Annotated in this window: 16 protein-coding genes; 8 read left to right on the top strand and 8 right to left on the bottom strand. The window is 45.5% G+C overall.

The genetic code is table 11. The annotated features are described in order from the left end of the window. The first annotated feature begins 124 nt into the window (after window positions 1-124). Window positions 125-1,513: a hypothetical protein gene (locus HW988_RS17385; protein ID WP_255490100.1), complete on the top strand. Its 1,389-nt coding sequence runs from the start codon at window positions 125-127 to the stop codon at window positions 1,511-1,513. 41 nt (window positions 1,514-1,554) lie between these two features. On the opposite strand, the gene HW988_RS17380 is transcribed toward HW988_RS17385, so the two are convergent. Together HW988_RS17380 and abc-f are read right to left on the bottom strand one after the other, a co-directional pair. Next, window positions 1,555-2,355 carry a DUF2799 domain-containing protein gene (locus HW988_RS17380; protein ID WP_181605402.1) on the bottom strand — a complete coding sequence of 267 codons (801 nt, stop codon included), beginning with the start codon at window positions 2,353-2,355 and terminating at the stop codon, window positions 1,555-1,557. Window positions 2,356-2,357: 2 nt separating this feature from the next. After that, window positions 2,358-4,256 (bottom strand): ribosomal protection-like ABC-F family protein, encoded by a 1,899-nt coding sequence (gene abc-f, locus HW988_RS17375; protein WP_255490099.1) that lies wholly within the window; start codon window positions 4,254-4,256, stop codon window positions 2,358-2,360. Here abc-f and HW988_RS17370 point away from each other — a divergent pair. From HW988_RS17370 to HW988_RS17355, 4 genes are all read left to right on the top strand, one after another. Beyond that, on the top strand, window positions 4,189-4,719 hold the full coding sequence (locus HW988_RS17370; RefSeq protein ID WP_370468132.1) for a DUF523 domain-containing protein: 531 nt from the start codon (window positions 4,189-4,191) through the stop codon (window positions 4,717-4,719). The genes abc-f and HW988_RS17370 overlap by 68 nt on opposite strands. Window positions 4,720-4,876: 157 nt before the next feature. After that, on the top strand, window positions 4,877-5,476 hold the full coding sequence (locus HW988_RS17365) for a hypothetical protein (protein WP_181605399.1): 600 nt from the start codon (window positions 4,877-4,879) through the stop codon (window positions 5,474-5,476). After that, entirely contained in the window at window positions 5,473-6,309 is an 837-nt protein-coding gene (locus HW988_RS17360) for a DUF4423 domain-containing protein (protein ID WP_142701708.1), read from the top strand. The genes HW988_RS17365 and HW988_RS17360 overlap by 4 nt, the downstream gene beginning before the upstream one ends. Then, window positions 6,290-7,342, top strand: coding sequence for a hypothetical protein (locus HW988_RS17355; RefSeq protein ID WP_181605398.1), 1,053 nt, complete (start codon window positions 6,290-6,292; stop codon window positions 7,340-7,342). The genes HW988_RS17360 and HW988_RS17355 overlap by 20 nt, the downstream gene beginning before the upstream one ends. 37 nt (window positions 7,343-7,379) lie before the next feature. Here HW988_RS17355 and panD read toward each other — a convergent pair whose 3' ends face one another. From panD to HW988_RS17325, 6 genes are read right to left on the bottom strand one after another with little or no spacing between them, the layout of a single operon-like run. After that, window positions 7,380-7,766, bottom strand: coding sequence for an aspartate 1-decarboxylase (gene panD, locus HW988_RS17350; RefSeq protein ID WP_181605397.1), 387 nt, complete (start codon window positions 7,764-7,766; stop codon window positions 7,380-7,382). An 8-nt stretch (window positions 7,767-7,774) separates the two neighbouring features. Then, window positions 7,775-8,545 (bottom strand): type III pantothenate kinase, encoded by a 771-nt coding sequence (locus HW988_RS17345; protein ID WP_181605396.1) that lies wholly within the window; start codon window positions 8,543-8,545, stop codon window positions 7,775-7,777. After that, entirely contained in the window at window positions 8,542-9,819 is a 1,278-nt protein-coding gene (coaBC, locus tag HW988_RS17340; RefSeq protein WP_181605395.1) for a bifunctional phosphopantothenoylcysteine decarboxylase/phosphopantothenate--cysteine ligase CoaBC, read from the bottom strand. The genes HW988_RS17345 and coaBC overlap by 4 nt, the downstream gene beginning before the upstream one ends. Beyond that, a complete protein-coding gene (gene panC / locus HW988_RS17335; protein ID WP_181605394.1) occupies window positions 9,806-10,561 on the bottom strand; it encodes a pantoate--beta-alanine ligase in 756 nt (251 codons plus the stop codon). Before panC ends, coaBC begins: the two co-directional genes overlap by 14 nt. Beyond that, on the bottom strand, window positions 10,561-11,358 hold the full coding sequence (gene panB / locus HW988_RS17330) for a 3-methyl-2-oxobutanoate hydroxymethyltransferase (RefSeq protein ID WP_181605393.1): 798 nt from the start codon (window positions 11,356-11,358) through the stop codon (window positions 10,561-10,563). The genes panC and panB overlap by 1 nt, the downstream gene beginning before the upstream one ends. Before the next feature lie 9 nt (window positions 11,359-11,367). Beyond that, the gene (locus HW988_RS17325; protein WP_181605392.1) at window positions 11,368-12,090 is read right to left on the bottom strand and encodes a Rossmann-like and DUF2520 domain-containing protein; all 723 of its coding nucleotides are present in this window, start codon (window positions 12,088-12,090) and stop codon (window positions 11,368-11,370) included. 122 nt (window positions 12,091-12,212) lie between these two features. On the opposite strand from HW988_RS17325, the gene HW988_RS17320 reads away from it, so the two are divergent. From HW988_RS17320 to HW988_RS17310, 3 genes are all read left to right on the top strand, one after another. Continuing rightward, on the top strand, window positions 12,213-12,935 hold the full coding sequence (locus HW988_RS17320; RefSeq protein WP_181605391.1) for a hypothetical protein: 723 nt from the start codon (window positions 12,213-12,215) through the stop codon (window positions 12,933-12,935). A 9-nt stretch (window positions 12,936-12,944) separates the two neighbouring features. Further along, window positions 12,945-13,511: a hypothetical protein gene (locus HW988_RS17315; protein WP_181605390.1), complete on the top strand. Its 567-nt coding sequence runs from the start codon at window positions 12,945-12,947 to the stop codon at window positions 13,509-13,511. Between the two features lie 64 nt (window positions 13,512-13,575). Further along, window positions 13,576-14,523, top strand: coding sequence for a hypothetical protein (locus HW988_RS17310; RefSeq protein ID WP_181605389.1), 948 nt, complete (start codon window positions 13,576-13,578; stop codon window positions 14,521-14,523). Window positions 14,524-14,552 lie beyond the last annotated feature (29 nt).

Here is a 14,552-nt window from a genome sequence, read left to right as displayed (position 1 = left end):
TTATATTTCTTTTGCCTGTTTTGGCATACTTAGCCTGGTTGTTCTGCAGATGAACCAAAGGCCGCTTTGTATCGATTCCAAGGTTGTCGAGAAAATTGACAGAACCTCGGGGCGACAAGAGGATTTGGTTTATCGTTGCGCAGTTAATAAGGCGACCCGCTATAGCACTTACTTTGGGGAAAACCTCAGGGATCTAAACCTGCGCATTGGTGCGACGGAAAGGCTTTTAGAAAGCATTGAACCGTTCTATCAAAAGGTGCAGCTGGTGATTCTGGCTGATCACCCGAATATGTTCCGTATTAAGGGACATGTAATTTATATGGGTCAAAACCTTGTTGAAGCTCCAGGACATCTGGAAAAAGCATTAGCTAAAATCTGGTACCGCGAAAGAAACGAAACCCTGTTCGTGCAGCAAGAGTTGATGGAAGAAGTCGCGACTGATTTCTTGGTCTATCTGCTGGCTGGTGACTTGGATATCGGGGACCCAGCCACGCATGTGAAGACAGCGATTCTTCCGGTGAAGTGGCCCTATGTGATCAAGTCACCTGAGGCTTATTGTGATTCTCCATGGAAGCAATCCGAGGACTATGAGATCTGCGCTTCCGGGAAGAATCTGTCTTCGATTGCACCTGAAGTCTTGGAGATGAGTCTTCGTCCGCTTCTTTTGAATAGCTGGGTGAAGGCTTATAAATCATTATCTGTGGGGGAGCGTTATCAGTTTTCGCGTAAGATGGGTTTGATTATTCGTGGTGAATACAATCCGGTTCTTTCTGTAGCTGGAGATGCAACCGCATCAACTTTGACGCGTGCAACGGCGGTCTTAAAGAACTTCAATCAGTACGTGGCTTCGGCTGATTTGACTAAGACTTCAAACACGTATCGTCTGTTTGCGGCGAATTTCGCAAATGAGCTGCGCAGTCATGGATATGAAAAGGCCTTTGCGGAAGCAAGCTTTGATGTTCTTTACGTTAGTAACCAAAAACTTTCCGCGGATACCAAGGCATTTCAGGAATTGTTGAAAATTGCCAAGGAACAACCGCAAACACAGATCGCACTTCGTGATCAAGATAACTTATGGATGCTTCCTTCCAAGTTCCCGATTCCGATTAAGACGTTTGGTCAAATCAAAGCCAATCGCACGATTGTTGAAAAGTGCGGTGGTTACAGTTTCAGTTATGTGATGGATTACTCGGACAGCACCGAAAAGTTATTGGTGGTTGAGCACTGTGATCCGAAAGTCGAAATCAAATACCGAGAGTATTTGAAATCCGGCGCTGAGGGATTTGCCTTAGAGAACAAAGGTATGTCCTTCGTACAATTCCATCTGCCATCGCTGTTGATGAAGCGTGATGAATTAGCATCGGTATTAAATGTTCAAGATTTTATCAAGAAACGTGACGTGGATAATCCATCCTTTAAGAGCCTAGGCTGGCAGGAGGTTCGCTTTAGTCAGACAGCGAATGCTTACCAACCAAAAGCATATGTCGATGCAATAGAATGGTTCAGATTCTAAAAAGGTACGCCGTACCTTTTGGGGGTGCGGCGTGTTAGGGCTTACAGGCCTGCCATCTCTGTGCGGTATTCGGCGATGGTTTTTGCGGTTTGATCAATCTCTGCTTCCAAATTTCTTTTCTCGGCATTGGCTCTGTCGACCTCTTGTCTGGCGCGACTCACATCCCAATCAGCATTTTGGATCTCGTTAGTCAATCGACCGACGTCTGCCAGATTGTTTGTGGATTGTGCAAAGGACTTTTGGCTTTCTAAAGCGTTGCGACGATTCTGCATCGACATAAAGTTCATTTGTGCCGTTACAACTTGAGTGTTTTTGTTGGCAATCGCCAATTGCAAGTCACGCTGACGGTTTTCCAAGTTTTTGATTTGCGCTTCCACGTATTTCAAGCGGCCTTTTTTATATTCTGGCAAAAAACCTGCTTCAAGATCCGCAGGGCAAAGATTTTTATACTTCTTGCCGGAAGAACCCGCATTGAATCCGTTTGCTTTAGAGCAATAGTCGCGCAACCCCTTGTTGTAATCAGAAACAATCGATTTCAATGCCGGCGTATCGCAAAGATCTTTGGAAAAAGCATCACCAGATTTGCCAACTAGGTAAGAGTTAGTTCCCGTGCAATATTTTTGACGGCCGCTTTTAAACCCAAGGTCTGCTTGAGATTCGCTGATTTCTGCCTCTTCTTTGCGGCACGCCAGAAGTTTCGCGTCGGAAGACAGCCAGTCCCCACGCAAGGCGACTTCTTCGCCGTATTTAAACCAGTTCGTAGATTCACAGTCTTTTTTAAGTTGGCTGGCGCAGCCGACAAACATTGAGGAAACAAAAGCGATAGCAATGAGTTTTTTCATATTTATCCTATGAGGTTCTTTAATTCTTGTTCGTATTGATGTTGATCTTCCATGGCCTGCAACATTTGATTTTCAAGGTCTTCAATTTGACCACTGATCTCGTGCAGTTCTTTGGCGGTGGCAGCACTGTTCGTCGCTGCGCCTGAAATAAGGGATTCGTTCAAGCTGTCTCGTTTTAATGACAGGCTGGTGATCCGTTTGTCGGAATCCTCTATCAATTTCAGTGCCTTCTTGATCAGGCCTTCAATGCGTTTACGTTCTTCTTTGTAGTTAAATTTGGGCGCTTCATCCGAAGTTTGTCCGGATGTCGGCTTGCGAGTCGCTTCATCATTAAATACTCGCTCAGACAGGAAGCCCTTTTGAAGACTCCACACATATTCGTCATAAGTGCCCGGATAAAGTGTAAGCAGCCCGTGATTTACTTCCAGGATCTTGTTTGCAACACGTCCGATAAAACCACGATCATGGCTGACGGTGACGATCGTGCCTTCGTATTTTTCCAAAGCTCCCGTTAAGGCTTCAACGGTATCGAAGTCCAAGTGATTCGTTGGCTCGTCCAGAAGCAACAACGGAGATTTTTGCAAAAGAATTTGTCCTAAAGCTACCCGTGACTTTTCACCACCGGAAAGGACTTTTACTTTTTTATGAATCGCATCGCCGCTGAACAACAAGCTTCCCGCGATATTTAGGATGTCTTGTTGGATCACGTCTTTGTGAGCCAACGTCGCCATCGCTTCGATCACGGTGTGTTCGGGATTTAAAGCCTCGGGCGTATGCTGGGCAAAGTATGACAAACTAACTTGATGGCCCCATTTGATGGAACCTTTCACCAGCGGAATCTGCTCGCCCAAAGATTTTAGCAAAGTGGATTTGCCAGCACCGTTCAGTCCCACGATACCCAAGTGATTGCCGCGCTCCAGGCGCAGGTTTACGTTTTTCAAAATAACTTTGTCGCCATATCCACAATCAGCGTTCTCGATTTCCAGAATCACCTTTCCTGTCGCACTCGCAGGTGGGATGTGAATGTGGGAGTGGGTCGGGGCCGCTTTGATTTCGATAGTCTCCATTTTTTCCAAAGCTTTCAGGCGAGATTGGGCCTGACGGGCTTTGGTGGCTTTCGCACCGAAACGTGTGACGAAGTCCATGATGGATTTTTTCTTGGCAGCTTGGCTCATGGCCTGCTTCTGTAGTAATTCAGCCAACATCGCTTTTTGTTCGAAATAGTCGTCTAAGTTTCCAGCAAATTTTACGATGTCGCCGGCTTCAACTTCCAAGATGTGATCAGTAACGCGACGAAGGAATTCGCGATCATGCGAGATCAACAGAAAGGCACCCTTGTATTCTTGCAGAAAGCTTTCCAGAACTAACAAAGTTTCCAGATCCAAAAAGTTCGTGGGTTCATCCAGCAATAACAAGTTCGGCTCTTGACCGATCAGATACAAAAGCTTCACACGCATGCGGAAGCCGCCGCTGAGTTCCTTCAAATGGGATTGAAAATGTCTTTCCGTCAGACCCAGCTTGATACCGAATTGCTTTAACTCCCAAAGGGGAGTGATGCAGTTCTTATCCAGGTATTCTTCGACTTTTTCAGAGATATTCCAGTCAGATTCTTGTTCCAGGTAGCCTAAGCGCAATTGCTGAGACTTGGTCACAATGCCTTCATCCAAGTGTTCTTGGTCAACCAGGATTTTAAAAAGAGTGGTTTTACCCGCACCATTGGGGCCAATAACACCCACGTGCTCGCCTTCATTGATCGCGAAAGTCGCTTGATCAAAAAGAACCTTAGGCCCGTAAGCCTTATGCCCATCCTGTAACTGCAATAACGTAATACCCATGGGCCGGTATTCTAAAGGTACGGACTTACTTTGTCCAAACTTTAGACGATCCTGCAGTATGTGCATGGTGGGCCTCTTTTATGGGAGGATGTGCTATAACTGTCGCCTTATGAGCGAAGGAAAGATCCTAGTTTCAGCCTGCCTAATCGGAAAACCGTGCCGCTATGATGGAAAGCATCAGCTGCGCGAAGAAGTCACCGTCCTCCATGAGGAAGGGATGACTATCGCCGTTTGTCCGGAGGAAATGGGAGGGCTTTCCACGCCCCGCACACCGGCTGAACGTATCGGTGACAAGGTGATCGATAAAAACGGCAAAGATGTGACGGCTGAGTACAAGTGCGGCGCTCAAAAAGCCTTGGAAATCGCGCTGAAATTCGGCGTGAAAGAAGCCATGTTAAAATCCAAATCCCCCATGTGTGGCTGCGGCCGCATCTATGACGGCACCTACAGCGGAAAAACCATCGAAGGTAACGGCGTCCTTGCCGAAATGCTATTGAACGCCGGTATCGAAGTCGAATCCATCGACTAATTCTATGTCAATATCCCTTTGTACGTCATTGCCGCGGTGATTACATATGCAATCATTTTGATGACCAGCCCCTCTTGGCTACGCAAGAATATCCTGCAATAGTTTCTTCATCGACGTCGAAATCGTTTTTGAATTAAACAATTTGGAAGGACATCAAATGAAACACCTAGTATTAGCTTCTTTACTTATTCTTGGCGCGAGCACTTCTCACGCCGTTGTCGCGGATAAATTCACATGTACTGCAAAAATTAAAGATCGTTTAAGTGGCACGGAGAGTACTCAGTCTCAAGAGCTTTCTGTTGTGCGCCTTCCTTCATCAGGCGGGACGACAAAACCCTTCGATGAAACTATGGGTCAGACACAAATGAAAATTAAAATCGATGCTAAGCATGGTACTGCCTTTGCCAATTTGAATTTTTACTATTCCCACGCGTCTCGGGAAATCCCAGGAGCTACAGGGATTGAAGCACGTCAGTTCACATGCATGGGCGTGGCGGGCGGCTACTGTAAACATAAAAATGACGGTGGGCCGATTCAGCCATGTTACGATGATGGCCAAGTGGCTTGCATGCAAAGTAATGATCCATTTAGTTCGGATCCGGTGACACGTTGGAAGAAAACTTCTGTGAATGGAAAAACCCCGGTATTTAATGACGACGAAATGGGTCCCGCAAGCATGGAAATTACTGACGACGTTACGGGGCAACCTCTTCTTAACGTCGATATCAGCTGTAAGTTCTTGGGAACTTATAAGTGAGATCCCAAAACCAAACTGTGGAACTCGTGCGCCCCGTGGTCTTTGACTATGGGGAACCAGCGAAGTTCCTTCGGGCTCTTTTTGAATACTATAAGAAAACCGGATCTTTCAGTTTACGTCAACGCACTCAACGGGTGAGTGGCTTGTCGCAGACTCTGGTTTCTCAGATCATCAACGGGCACCGCCAAGTGACTCGTGATAATCTGCCAGCTTTGTGTGTAGTTTTTAAACTTACCAAAATTGAACAAGATTATCTCGATAAGCAATTATTGGGAAATGTTCTGAAGGTAGTTTCGAATTCTACAGAAGAGAAAATTCCTGTTAAGCGTATTGCAAAGAACCATATTCTTTCCGACTGGGTTAATCCCTATGTGAAGGATTTGGTGAATTTGAAGGGTTTTTCTTCGGATCCTAAAAATTTGCACAGAATGCTTTCAGGTATTGTAAGTCCGGAGAGAATTCAAAAGTCTGTAGACTTTTTGATTCGAGAAGGCTTCTGGCGACGAACTCCTGAAGGAAAAATTGTTCCTGAGGAAAGTGCTGTGGCAACGACGAATGAAATTCCCAATGAAAATATCCGGTCTTTTCATAAAAAAGCACTCGATATTGCTCATCGGGGAATTTCGGTATTGCCATCGCATCGACGCAAGTCCGCTACAGTGTTGGTTTCGGTCGATAAAAACAAAATGGATGAACTGCGGGGCCTGGTCGACTCCTTTCAACAGCAGTTGTTGGAGTTTATCGAGAATAATCCGCAAGGTAAGGACTCGTTAGTTCAAGTGGCAATTCATCTAACTCCAATTGGGGCGATTCATGAAGAATCAAATTCTTAAGTCAATTTGTCTGATCGTGGCCATTTTGCTGGTGCATGTTCAGCAGGGGCATGCATCTGGTACTGTTGTAGGAAATGGTGGAGATCCTGTTTTTGAATTTTTACGCGCGACTCGGGAATCTATGAACGCGACAATGAAATTTGTTTTGAACCAGCCCGAGGAAAAAGAGAAGTTCTGTCAATCAAACAGGTTGTCTGTGGAGCAGGTTCAGTTCTGTCGTGATTTCTTTTTTAAAGTGGGACATCAGATTCTGACGCTAAGTAGTGGAGATAAACCGACTGACTTTGTTTTACGAGAGGAGCCATTATATGTTCAAGGACCCGATGGCAAAGCAATGTCGGTGGCTGCTAGAACGAGCTTAGGCCCCGAGGGAGCGATTGAATTTCATAGGGATTCAATGCGTACCATGGCTCCGGTCCAAGTTTTATTCCTGATAACTCATGAATTTGAACATAAGGTGCTGTTTGAGGGTAGAGCAGTAACGGATAACGAAAAGATCGGTCCTTTTAAATCAGGCAGGGATCTTTTGGATGCGGTTGCAACCTCTCTGGTCAGCGTGGCGAAGCGTAAAGGGAAAATTGGTTCACAGTTTGGTATCCGAGACCTGTTTGCATGTGACGCTTCAAATGGAACGGGACAATTTGGCGCGCAAATAGCAGGATCACGTCTTTTCCAAGATGAAAATTTGATGACCTATGAAACCAGTGTGGGGGGAAATCCCATGGAAGGGTCTATATACTTCCAGGAAGATTACAACTCGGTTTTGCGTTTGAAGTTTGTCATCACAGAGCCAAATAACTGCGGTGAAGAAACAAATGGTCGAAAAACTGTTGTGCAGATTTTAAGATCAAAGGCTACTGATAAAGGAAGGGATGAAACTGTCGTATCGACGGTGATCTTTGCAGATAATCCAATTTGTAAAAGTAATTTAAGAATGATTGTGAGATATGGTGAAATTCAATTTTCTTGCCAGTATTTTGCATCTGAAGGTACGACATCATCGCCATTTTCGACAATTCTAGGTAAGAAATGAAAAATCCCGGGTGAGAGCCCGGGACTGGCGCGACCTTTTACTTGTTTTTCTTTTTATTGTTTTTGTGGGATTCGGCGCGTTTTTCTTTTACGCGGTTTTTTTCGTCCACGAAGACTACTGTTGGTTCGAATTTTTTAGCTTCTTCCATGGAAAGACCGCAGTAAGAGCAGATGATCACCAGATCACCTTTTTGAACGTGGCGAGCAGCTGCGCCGTTTAGGCAGATGTCGCCTTTGTCGCCTAAGATTACGTAAGTGGAGAAGCGTGCGCCGTTATTGCAGTTATAGATATCCACGCGTTCGTTCATCAATAAACCAGAGGCTTTGATCAGATCCGGGCAGATGCTGATCGAACCTTCATAGTTTAGATCTGATTCTGTAACTGTGGCTCTGTGAATTTTGGTTCTAAGTAGTGATACATTCATAATAACCTCTAAGCATTATGCTGAAGTGCGATCAGCATTCCTTTTAAAACTAAGTCAGGGATAATAACGTCGAAAACTTTTTCTTTTTCAAATAAGGAAGAGAACCCACCTGTGCCGATAACGAAAGGCTTTTCATCCTGAAAACATTCACGTGTGATGCGACCAATGATTTCCTTCATCGTGCCCAAGTGACCGTAGTACAAACCAGATTGAATACTTTCAATTGTGGTGCGACCTAAAGCCTCGTGCATGGGAACGATTTCAACCGATGGCAACTTGGCTGTCTTACTTTCCAAAGCCTCCATGCACAGACGAAGGCCCGACACGATGGAGCCACCTAAGTAATCTTTCTCTTTAGAAACAGCACAGAATGTTGTCGCCGTGCCCAGATCCACGATGATCAGGTTCTTATTCGGATACAGGTGTGTTCCTGCGATGGAATTTGCGATACGATCGGCGCCCACTTCCAAAGGGTTTCGATACTTCACGCGTAAACCCGTTTTAACTCCTGCTTGCAGGATGAAGGGATTGATATTGAAGTATTTCATGCAGGCACCACGCAGAGAATAAATCACTTCTGGCACTACCGAGCAGATCGCAATTTGTTTTACTTGTGCGGGGTCGTAACCGTTTTCACGAATAGCCGTGCGCAAGAAGATGCCCGTTTCATCCGAAGAAGCTCCGCTTTTAGAGTTCTTACGGAAAGACATCACCATTTTGTCCTTATCAAAGAGTCCTGCAAAGATTTGGGTGTTACCCACATCAAGACATAAAATCATAGGTTATCCTTTGGTAGCATCACGCGAATCAACTCACTTGTCAGCTGATCCAGGTTCTCACAGGCAATAAAGCTTTGATGGTTGTACAGGGTGAACTTGTGAGTGCGATTTACAATATCAATATCTGTCAAATCATTGTGAACAACGAAATCAGCGTGGGAAGCTTTGAAGAGCTTATCCACAGCGGCTTTCTTTTGTTCCAGTGTCGCGTGGCTGGTCAGTTTAAATGCCACAACTTTCACGTCCTTGTTTTTAGAATATTCTTTCAGGCGATCCACGATCTTGTGATTGCGCTTAAGGTGAATATTCATTCCTTCAGCATCCGAGCTGACTTTTTTTACTTCCAGTGGGCGATAGTTTTTGCCATCGACTTCGATGGAATCCACAGAATAGTCGCTGACGGCAGCGGCATGAATGACATGGGTGTATTCATCCTCTGACAAATATTTTTTAAGTTGAGAATCTAGGCTCGCAAAGCTTGTGAAGTAATCACGGTGATTTACGTGCTCAGCCTTCGCCGTACCGTGGGCTTGAATCAACGTCACATCAAAACCCATTTGGCTTAAGTACTCCGCCAAAGAAATTCCCGTGCGACCAGAACTTAGATTGGTAATGGTGCGAACTGTGTCGATGGGTTCTTGCGTGCCGCCGGCCGTCACTAGAACTTTCACTTTGGAAAGTTCGGATGAACGGGGAGCCAAAGCTTGTTCTGTGTTCTCGGCCTCTGGAGCTTTCCTGGGCAGGTGAGCCAAAGTAATTTTCAAAATCTCATCAGGATCTAAAAGTTTACCGTAACCTTCTTCACCGCAAGCAAGAATGCCTGAAGCAGAATCCAGAATTTCTATCCCATAGGATTTCAAAGTTTGCAGAGACTTTTGTGTCACCGGATGAAGGTACATAGAAGTATTCATCGCAGGTGCAATCAAGAAAGGCTTTTTAAAATCATGAGCCAGGAACAGAGTGGATACCAGGTCGTCACCAATGCCTTGAGCTGCCTTATTGATAAAGTTTGCCGTGGCAGGTGCCACCAATATCAAATCCGCCCAGCGCATCAGATGGATGTGATCCATCACATTGCCTTGCGAGTACATGTCACTGACAACAGGCTTTCCTGTCAGTCCTTCAAGCGTGGCATTGCCAACGAACTTTAAAGCTGCAGGAGTCATCACAACTTGAACCTCACAACCGGCTTGCACCAGACGCGAAACCACCTGACAGGCTTTGTAGCAAGCGATGGAGCCAGTCATCATAAAGAGAACTTTAGATTTGGACATTATCAATCAACCTTACAGAGCCCAAACGAGCCGCTACAAAGCGGCGTCCGTGAACATCTGTCACATAATCCACATCAAAACCTGCTGCGGTTAAAGCTTTCGCCGCCTCATCAGCCGATTTTGCCGTGGTGATAGTTTTATATATAGTCGGCGCTTTTTCGCGATCCTGCGCACTCAGCAGCAAGTTGCGCGAACTTTTTGCCAATCCATCACTATCGCGAACTGTTGCCACAGGAACGATTTCGACATCCATAAAGAACGCGTCAACCATGCCTTTGATCAAAGTCAGTTGCTGGAAATCTTTTTCGCCAAAATAGGCCTTGTTCGGAGCAACAATATTGAATAGTTTCATCACGACTGAAAGCACGCCATCAAAGTGTCCCGGACGGTGAGCTCCATCCAAAAGTTTGGAATAGCTGTTCTCGGCGACCTTATAACGGTACTCATCAGGATACATATCTGGATAGCGCGGGTAAAAGATCGCATCGACTTTATTATTTTCAGCGATTGTTAAATCCTGACCCCAAGTCAGTGGATATTTTTCGAAATCTTTTGGATCATTGAACTGGGTTGGATTCACGAAGATAGAAAGCACCACCACATCATTTTCACGACGGGCATTTTTCATCAGCTCTTCATGGCCAGAGTGCAAAGCACCCATTGTTGGTACGAAACCAACGCTGCCTTTTTTATTTTTTCTCCACGCTTTAAACTCAGCGGGAGTGCGCAGAACTTGAATCATCAGGAATAGCTCTCTTTCTCGGTCGGGAAATCGACCGCTTCCACTTCAGAGTGGTAAGTATTGAAAGCATTTTTCAAAGCTTCAAAGCCATTGAAATAAGTTTTAACGAATTTCGGTTTGAATCCTGGATTCATGCCCAGCATGTCTTGCAGAACCAAAACCTGGCCATCTGTATCTGGACCCGCGCCAATACCAATTGTTGGAATATCTAAAGACTCGGTGATTTCGGTCGCTAATTTAGACGGAACACATTCAAGCACAACACAAAATGCTCCAGCATCTTGCAGGCGCAAAGCTTGCTCGCGGATTTTTGCCTGAGCCTTGTCGTCCCGGCCTTGAACTTTAAAGCCGCCCAATTGATTTACGGATTGAGGCGTTAAACCCAAGTGACCCATAATCGGCACACCAGAGTCCACAAGATGACGTACGATTTTATACGTGTACTCGTCGCCACCTTCTAATTTCAAAGCATGAGCGCCAGCTTGCATGATTTTCTCAGCTGCCGTCATTGTCGAGGTTAAACCTTTACGGTTCGCCATGAAGGGAAAGTCAGCTGTGATGAATTTTTTAGTACCAGCACCACGAGCGACTGCCGCCGTATGCAGGGCCATCATTTCTACAGTCGCCGGAAGAGTTGTAGAAAAGCCGTGCATGGTATTCGCCAGAGAATCACCAATCAGAATACAATCGATATCGCTCTCAGCTACGATCGAAGCAAAAGTATAATCATAACAAGTGATCATGGAGATCTTTTGTTTTTTATTTTTCTTTTCCTGGAAGTCGAGAATTGATTTCATAGCTGGGCCTCACTTTCGCGGGTAATCAGGCCAATAGGTTTCAAGAAATGCTTTGTAGATATTCAGAGCCGGATCGTTTTCCAGGGCTTTAAGGTTCGCCGCCACTGTTTCCGCATCTTTGCGAACAAGCGGGCCCGTCAGTGCGGTCTCAGGATTTGCAAAAGTGTTATCCACAACTTTTTGCACGTACAGGTGAGCTGCTTCTGCGGGAACCTTCATCGTTGCAAAGCCGGAAAGCATTCTGGCAATCAACAAAGTCACAAAATTTCCACCCATCACACACTGTGTATGATAAAGCGCCTTTTGTGCGGAAGGGAGCCAGGAATAGGAATTCGTGAGACCTGGCAAGGCCTCGTCCAGGCTGGAGGCTCCGGTTAAGGTGAAATGGATTTTCCGGTAAAATTCCAGTTCGTAAAGATCATTTCCGAACGTCATTAATGGGTGGGCCGCAATCATTCCATTAAAGGAATGGGCGCCAGAAAAATGCACCACGACTTTCTCATCATGCCCCATCAGATGTTGGCGATAAAAGCCCTGCAAAGCGCTGTCGCTGATTGCTAACAAAACGTGAGTGGCTGCAGCAATCTTAACGCGCAAAGCATGAGGGTCTTGGGAGCGATCCCAACTTTGAAAGTTGATATTTGACAGATGAAAATAGTGAGCAATATGGCGGGCGACGCGGCCAGAGCCAATAATAAGATAAGAAATTGGTAAATTCGTATTCGTCGCCATAATTTTTTAGGTACCTGTCTTATTAGGATCAAGTCCGCTGTAATGTTCGCAACTTAGCACAATTTTAACAGATTACAACGAGCCTTGCCATGATGGGTCAGCGGTGATAGGTCGATAGTCCTATGAAGCACTTGTATTGGATTGGCGCCGTTTTAATCATCGCTGTAGGTCTTTATTTTTCCATGAATTTTTCTGTGGGGCCTGAAACAACTCCCAAGATCGAATTTACTCATGTTTCCACCCCTGAAGAGATGGGGAAGCTGGTCTTTGAGCGTCTGCGTGAAGAGATAAAAGCGGCTCCAGTTGTGATCCTGGGGGTTACTCCTAACAAAATTGAAGAGATGGAATTGGTGAAGGGATTCATCGACAGCAATCAAGAAGCAGGTTCCAAATACGAGGTCGTGATCGTTGAGCCGATGCTCCCTTACGTAGAGCTTTTCCGCCCGGCTATTTACATTGCAATGAAGGAAGAAATGCAGCGCTTAGTGGAGGGGATCAATAAAGCCCGCGCCGAGGGACTTCGGGTTGCCGTGGTTGTACCTAATATTTATGCTTCGCAGCTGATCGATGCGAATCCTGTTGCGAAACTTAAGACAGATTATAAATTGGACGTGACCAGTTTGAGCGTCAGCACCTTTCCGGTGACACGCGCTCAGGAAGCGGCTTTTGAGCCCAAGTGTATCGACAGTGGTGAAGTGGACCCGGCAGGAACAAGCAAGTTTTCTTGTGCTGTTCGCAATGTCGCTCGCAGAACCTATCGCAAGAAACTTGAGGCCAACAAGTACTCCACGATGATGGAGCAAACGGGTCCTAAAGATTATATTATTTTATTTAACCGAAACTAGGGAGTCTTCGTGAATAAATGGATTGTAGCGATGATGTTGGTATTGCCGGGAGTTTCTCAGGCAGGAAATATTTTCGAAGGCACTTACGAAAATAAAAGTCGTACGGCTGAGGCGGACTTGATCGAGTTCGATGGCTCTGTGACGATGAACACCACAAGCTTTTACGCAAACGGTGCTCAAGTGAACTGGTTCTTTGAGTTCAAAATGCCAAAAAATCACGAAGTGCAAGTCGGCGAGACTGTGAAAGGTCGCGTGCGCAGCGTGGATGGTTTATATGGTTGCGTCTTTGATGAAAAAGCAGAGATGAAAATGGAAAAAGACGGCGTGGTTAAAATTCGCTTCCCTCTTTTGACGTATCATTTTGAGACACGCTCTGTGACAGAAAGAGTGGGCACAGGATACCGTCGTTATGTTGATTGGACTGGTTGGGGTTGGGTCGAGCGCGGCTATCATTTCCCCATCGAGCGCTACAGAATCATCTCTCAAGAGTGTGTCGTTACTCAGCGTAATAACACTGTGAACGTTCTTTATCCACTATTCGATGGTAACAATCCACCGCCAGTTCCTGCTCCCTAAAAAGCAATAAGGCGGGCATAGAGATTGTAAGCTCCTGGGTGTATAGAAAAACTGGGAGCTTATAATGAAGAGATTGGCTTTACCCGTAATCGGGGCCTTAATTTGCTTACAATTTACGGCAGGGTGTTTAGACACTGGACACTCGAAATCAGGCGTTCGCGTTGCCAAAGGCAGCATGAATGGCAAGACTGCAAAAGAAGCCAAACGCATCGCTGAGCAAAGCGCTATCAAGGAAGAAGACTTCAACTTCCAAGATGACGATGCCTATCGCAACTATATCGATCCAGTTGTTTCAAATTTAAAGGTCAATGGCGACGATTCCATCGGTTTTGTTAAGACCATTACTTCCAGAAAGTGGTCAGTTCTTTCCCTTTATAATAAAACAGCACCAGCTGATGTATTCTTTATTCCTCAAGTGAAAGCTTCCAAGGATCCGAACGACAAATCCACTTTGGTGTTGGCTTGGATTTCTCCGACGAAACTGCAAATCGATAAATCGACTTACGAATCGTATTTAACGGAGCAAAAAGGTGGCATTTTGATGAGATTCATCATGACCGTCTTGCGCCTGGAAACCAAAGGTCAGTTGGCTGCTTATTCAGCCCAAGCTCAACTTGCAACCGCATCATTGTCGGATGAGTTGGTTGAAGCTATGAGCCAGGATATTCAGGACGACGACCAAGCTGAAGCTAACAAGATCGCGGCACAATCAGAATCTGACGAAGAATCAGAAGGCGCATCTAAAGACGACACGGTGGCCTCTATTGTTTCCGATGGTGGTAAACGCAAGGGTTCACCAGTCGATAAGTGCAAAGAAGAAACGGACCAGCCGCAACTTCCAGAATGCGTGAAAAGGCAACAGGACGTAAACGAGAAAAGACGTAAAGCCCTTTTGGATAAGACAGACATGGAAAATATCGAAAAGGCAGCTGACTACATGATACTAAACGGTCGAAACGCAAAGGTCTCTGACATCAAAGCGAAACTTAAAGAGCTGACGATCATTAAATAAAAAATCAGAAACACAGAATAAAAAAACCG

This window comes from Bdellovibrio sp. KM01 (assembly GCF_013752535.1).
Taxonomy (GTDB): Bacteria; Bdellovibrionota; Bdellovibrionia; order Bdellovibrionales; family Bdellovibrionaceae; genus Bdellovibrio.
The sequence above is the reverse complement of the archived record's forward strand: the minus strand, read 5'-3'. Positions and strand labels throughout refer to the sequence as shown.

Excerpts from the sequence above, each read along its gene's own strand:
- HW988_RS17345 (WP_181605396.1), bottom strand. The coding sequence starts at position 8,545 with ATGATTTTATGTCTTGATGTGGGTAACACCCAAATCTTTGCAGGACTC.
- HW988_RS17320 (WP_181605391.1), top strand. The coding sequence starts at position 12,213 with ATGAAGCACTTGTATTGGATTGGCGCCGTTTTAATCATCGCTGTAGGT.
- HW988_RS17310 (WP_181605389.1), top strand. The coding sequence starts at position 13,576 with ATGAAGAGATTGGCTTTACCCGTAATCGGGGCCTTAATTTGCTTACAA.
- panB (WP_181605393.1), bottom strand. The coding sequence starts at position 11,358 with ATGAAATCAATTCTCGACTTCCAGGAAAAGAAAAATAAAAAACAAAAG.
- HW988_RS17370 (WP_370468132.1), top strand. The coding sequence starts at position 4,189 with ATGGGCCGGTATTCTAAAGGTACGGACTTACTTTGTCCAAACTTTAGA.
- HW988_RS17380 (WP_181605402.1), bottom strand. The coding sequence starts at position 2,355 with ATGAAAAAACTCATTGCTATCGCTTTTGTTTCCTCAATGTTTGTCGGC.
- panD (WP_181605397.1), bottom strand. The coding sequence starts at position 7,766 with ATGAATGTATCACTACTTAGAACCAAAATTCACAGAGCCACAGTTACA.
- panC (WP_181605394.1), bottom strand. The coding sequence starts at position 10,561 with ATGATTCAAGTTCTGCGCACTCCCGCTGAGTTTAAAGCGTGGAGAAAA.
- HW988_RS17365 (WP_181605399.1), top strand. The coding sequence starts at position 4,877 with ATGAAACACCTAGTATTAGCTTCTTTACTTATTCTTGGCGCGAGCACT.
- coaBC (WP_181605395.1), bottom strand. The coding sequence starts at position 9,819 with ATGTCCAAATCTAAAGTTCTCTTTATGATGACTGGCTCCATCGCTTGC.
- HW988_RS17325 (WP_181605392.1), bottom strand. The coding sequence starts at position 12,090 with ATGGCGACGAATACGAATTTACCAATTTCTTATCTTATTATTGGCTCT.
- abc-f (WP_255490099.1), bottom strand. The coding sequence starts at position 4,256 with ATGCACATACTGCAGGATCGTCTAAAGTTTGGACAAAGTAAGTCCGTA.
- HW988_RS17355 (WP_181605398.1), top strand. The coding sequence starts at position 6,290 with ATGAAGAATCAAATTCTTAAGTCAATTTGTCTGATCGTGGCCATTTTG.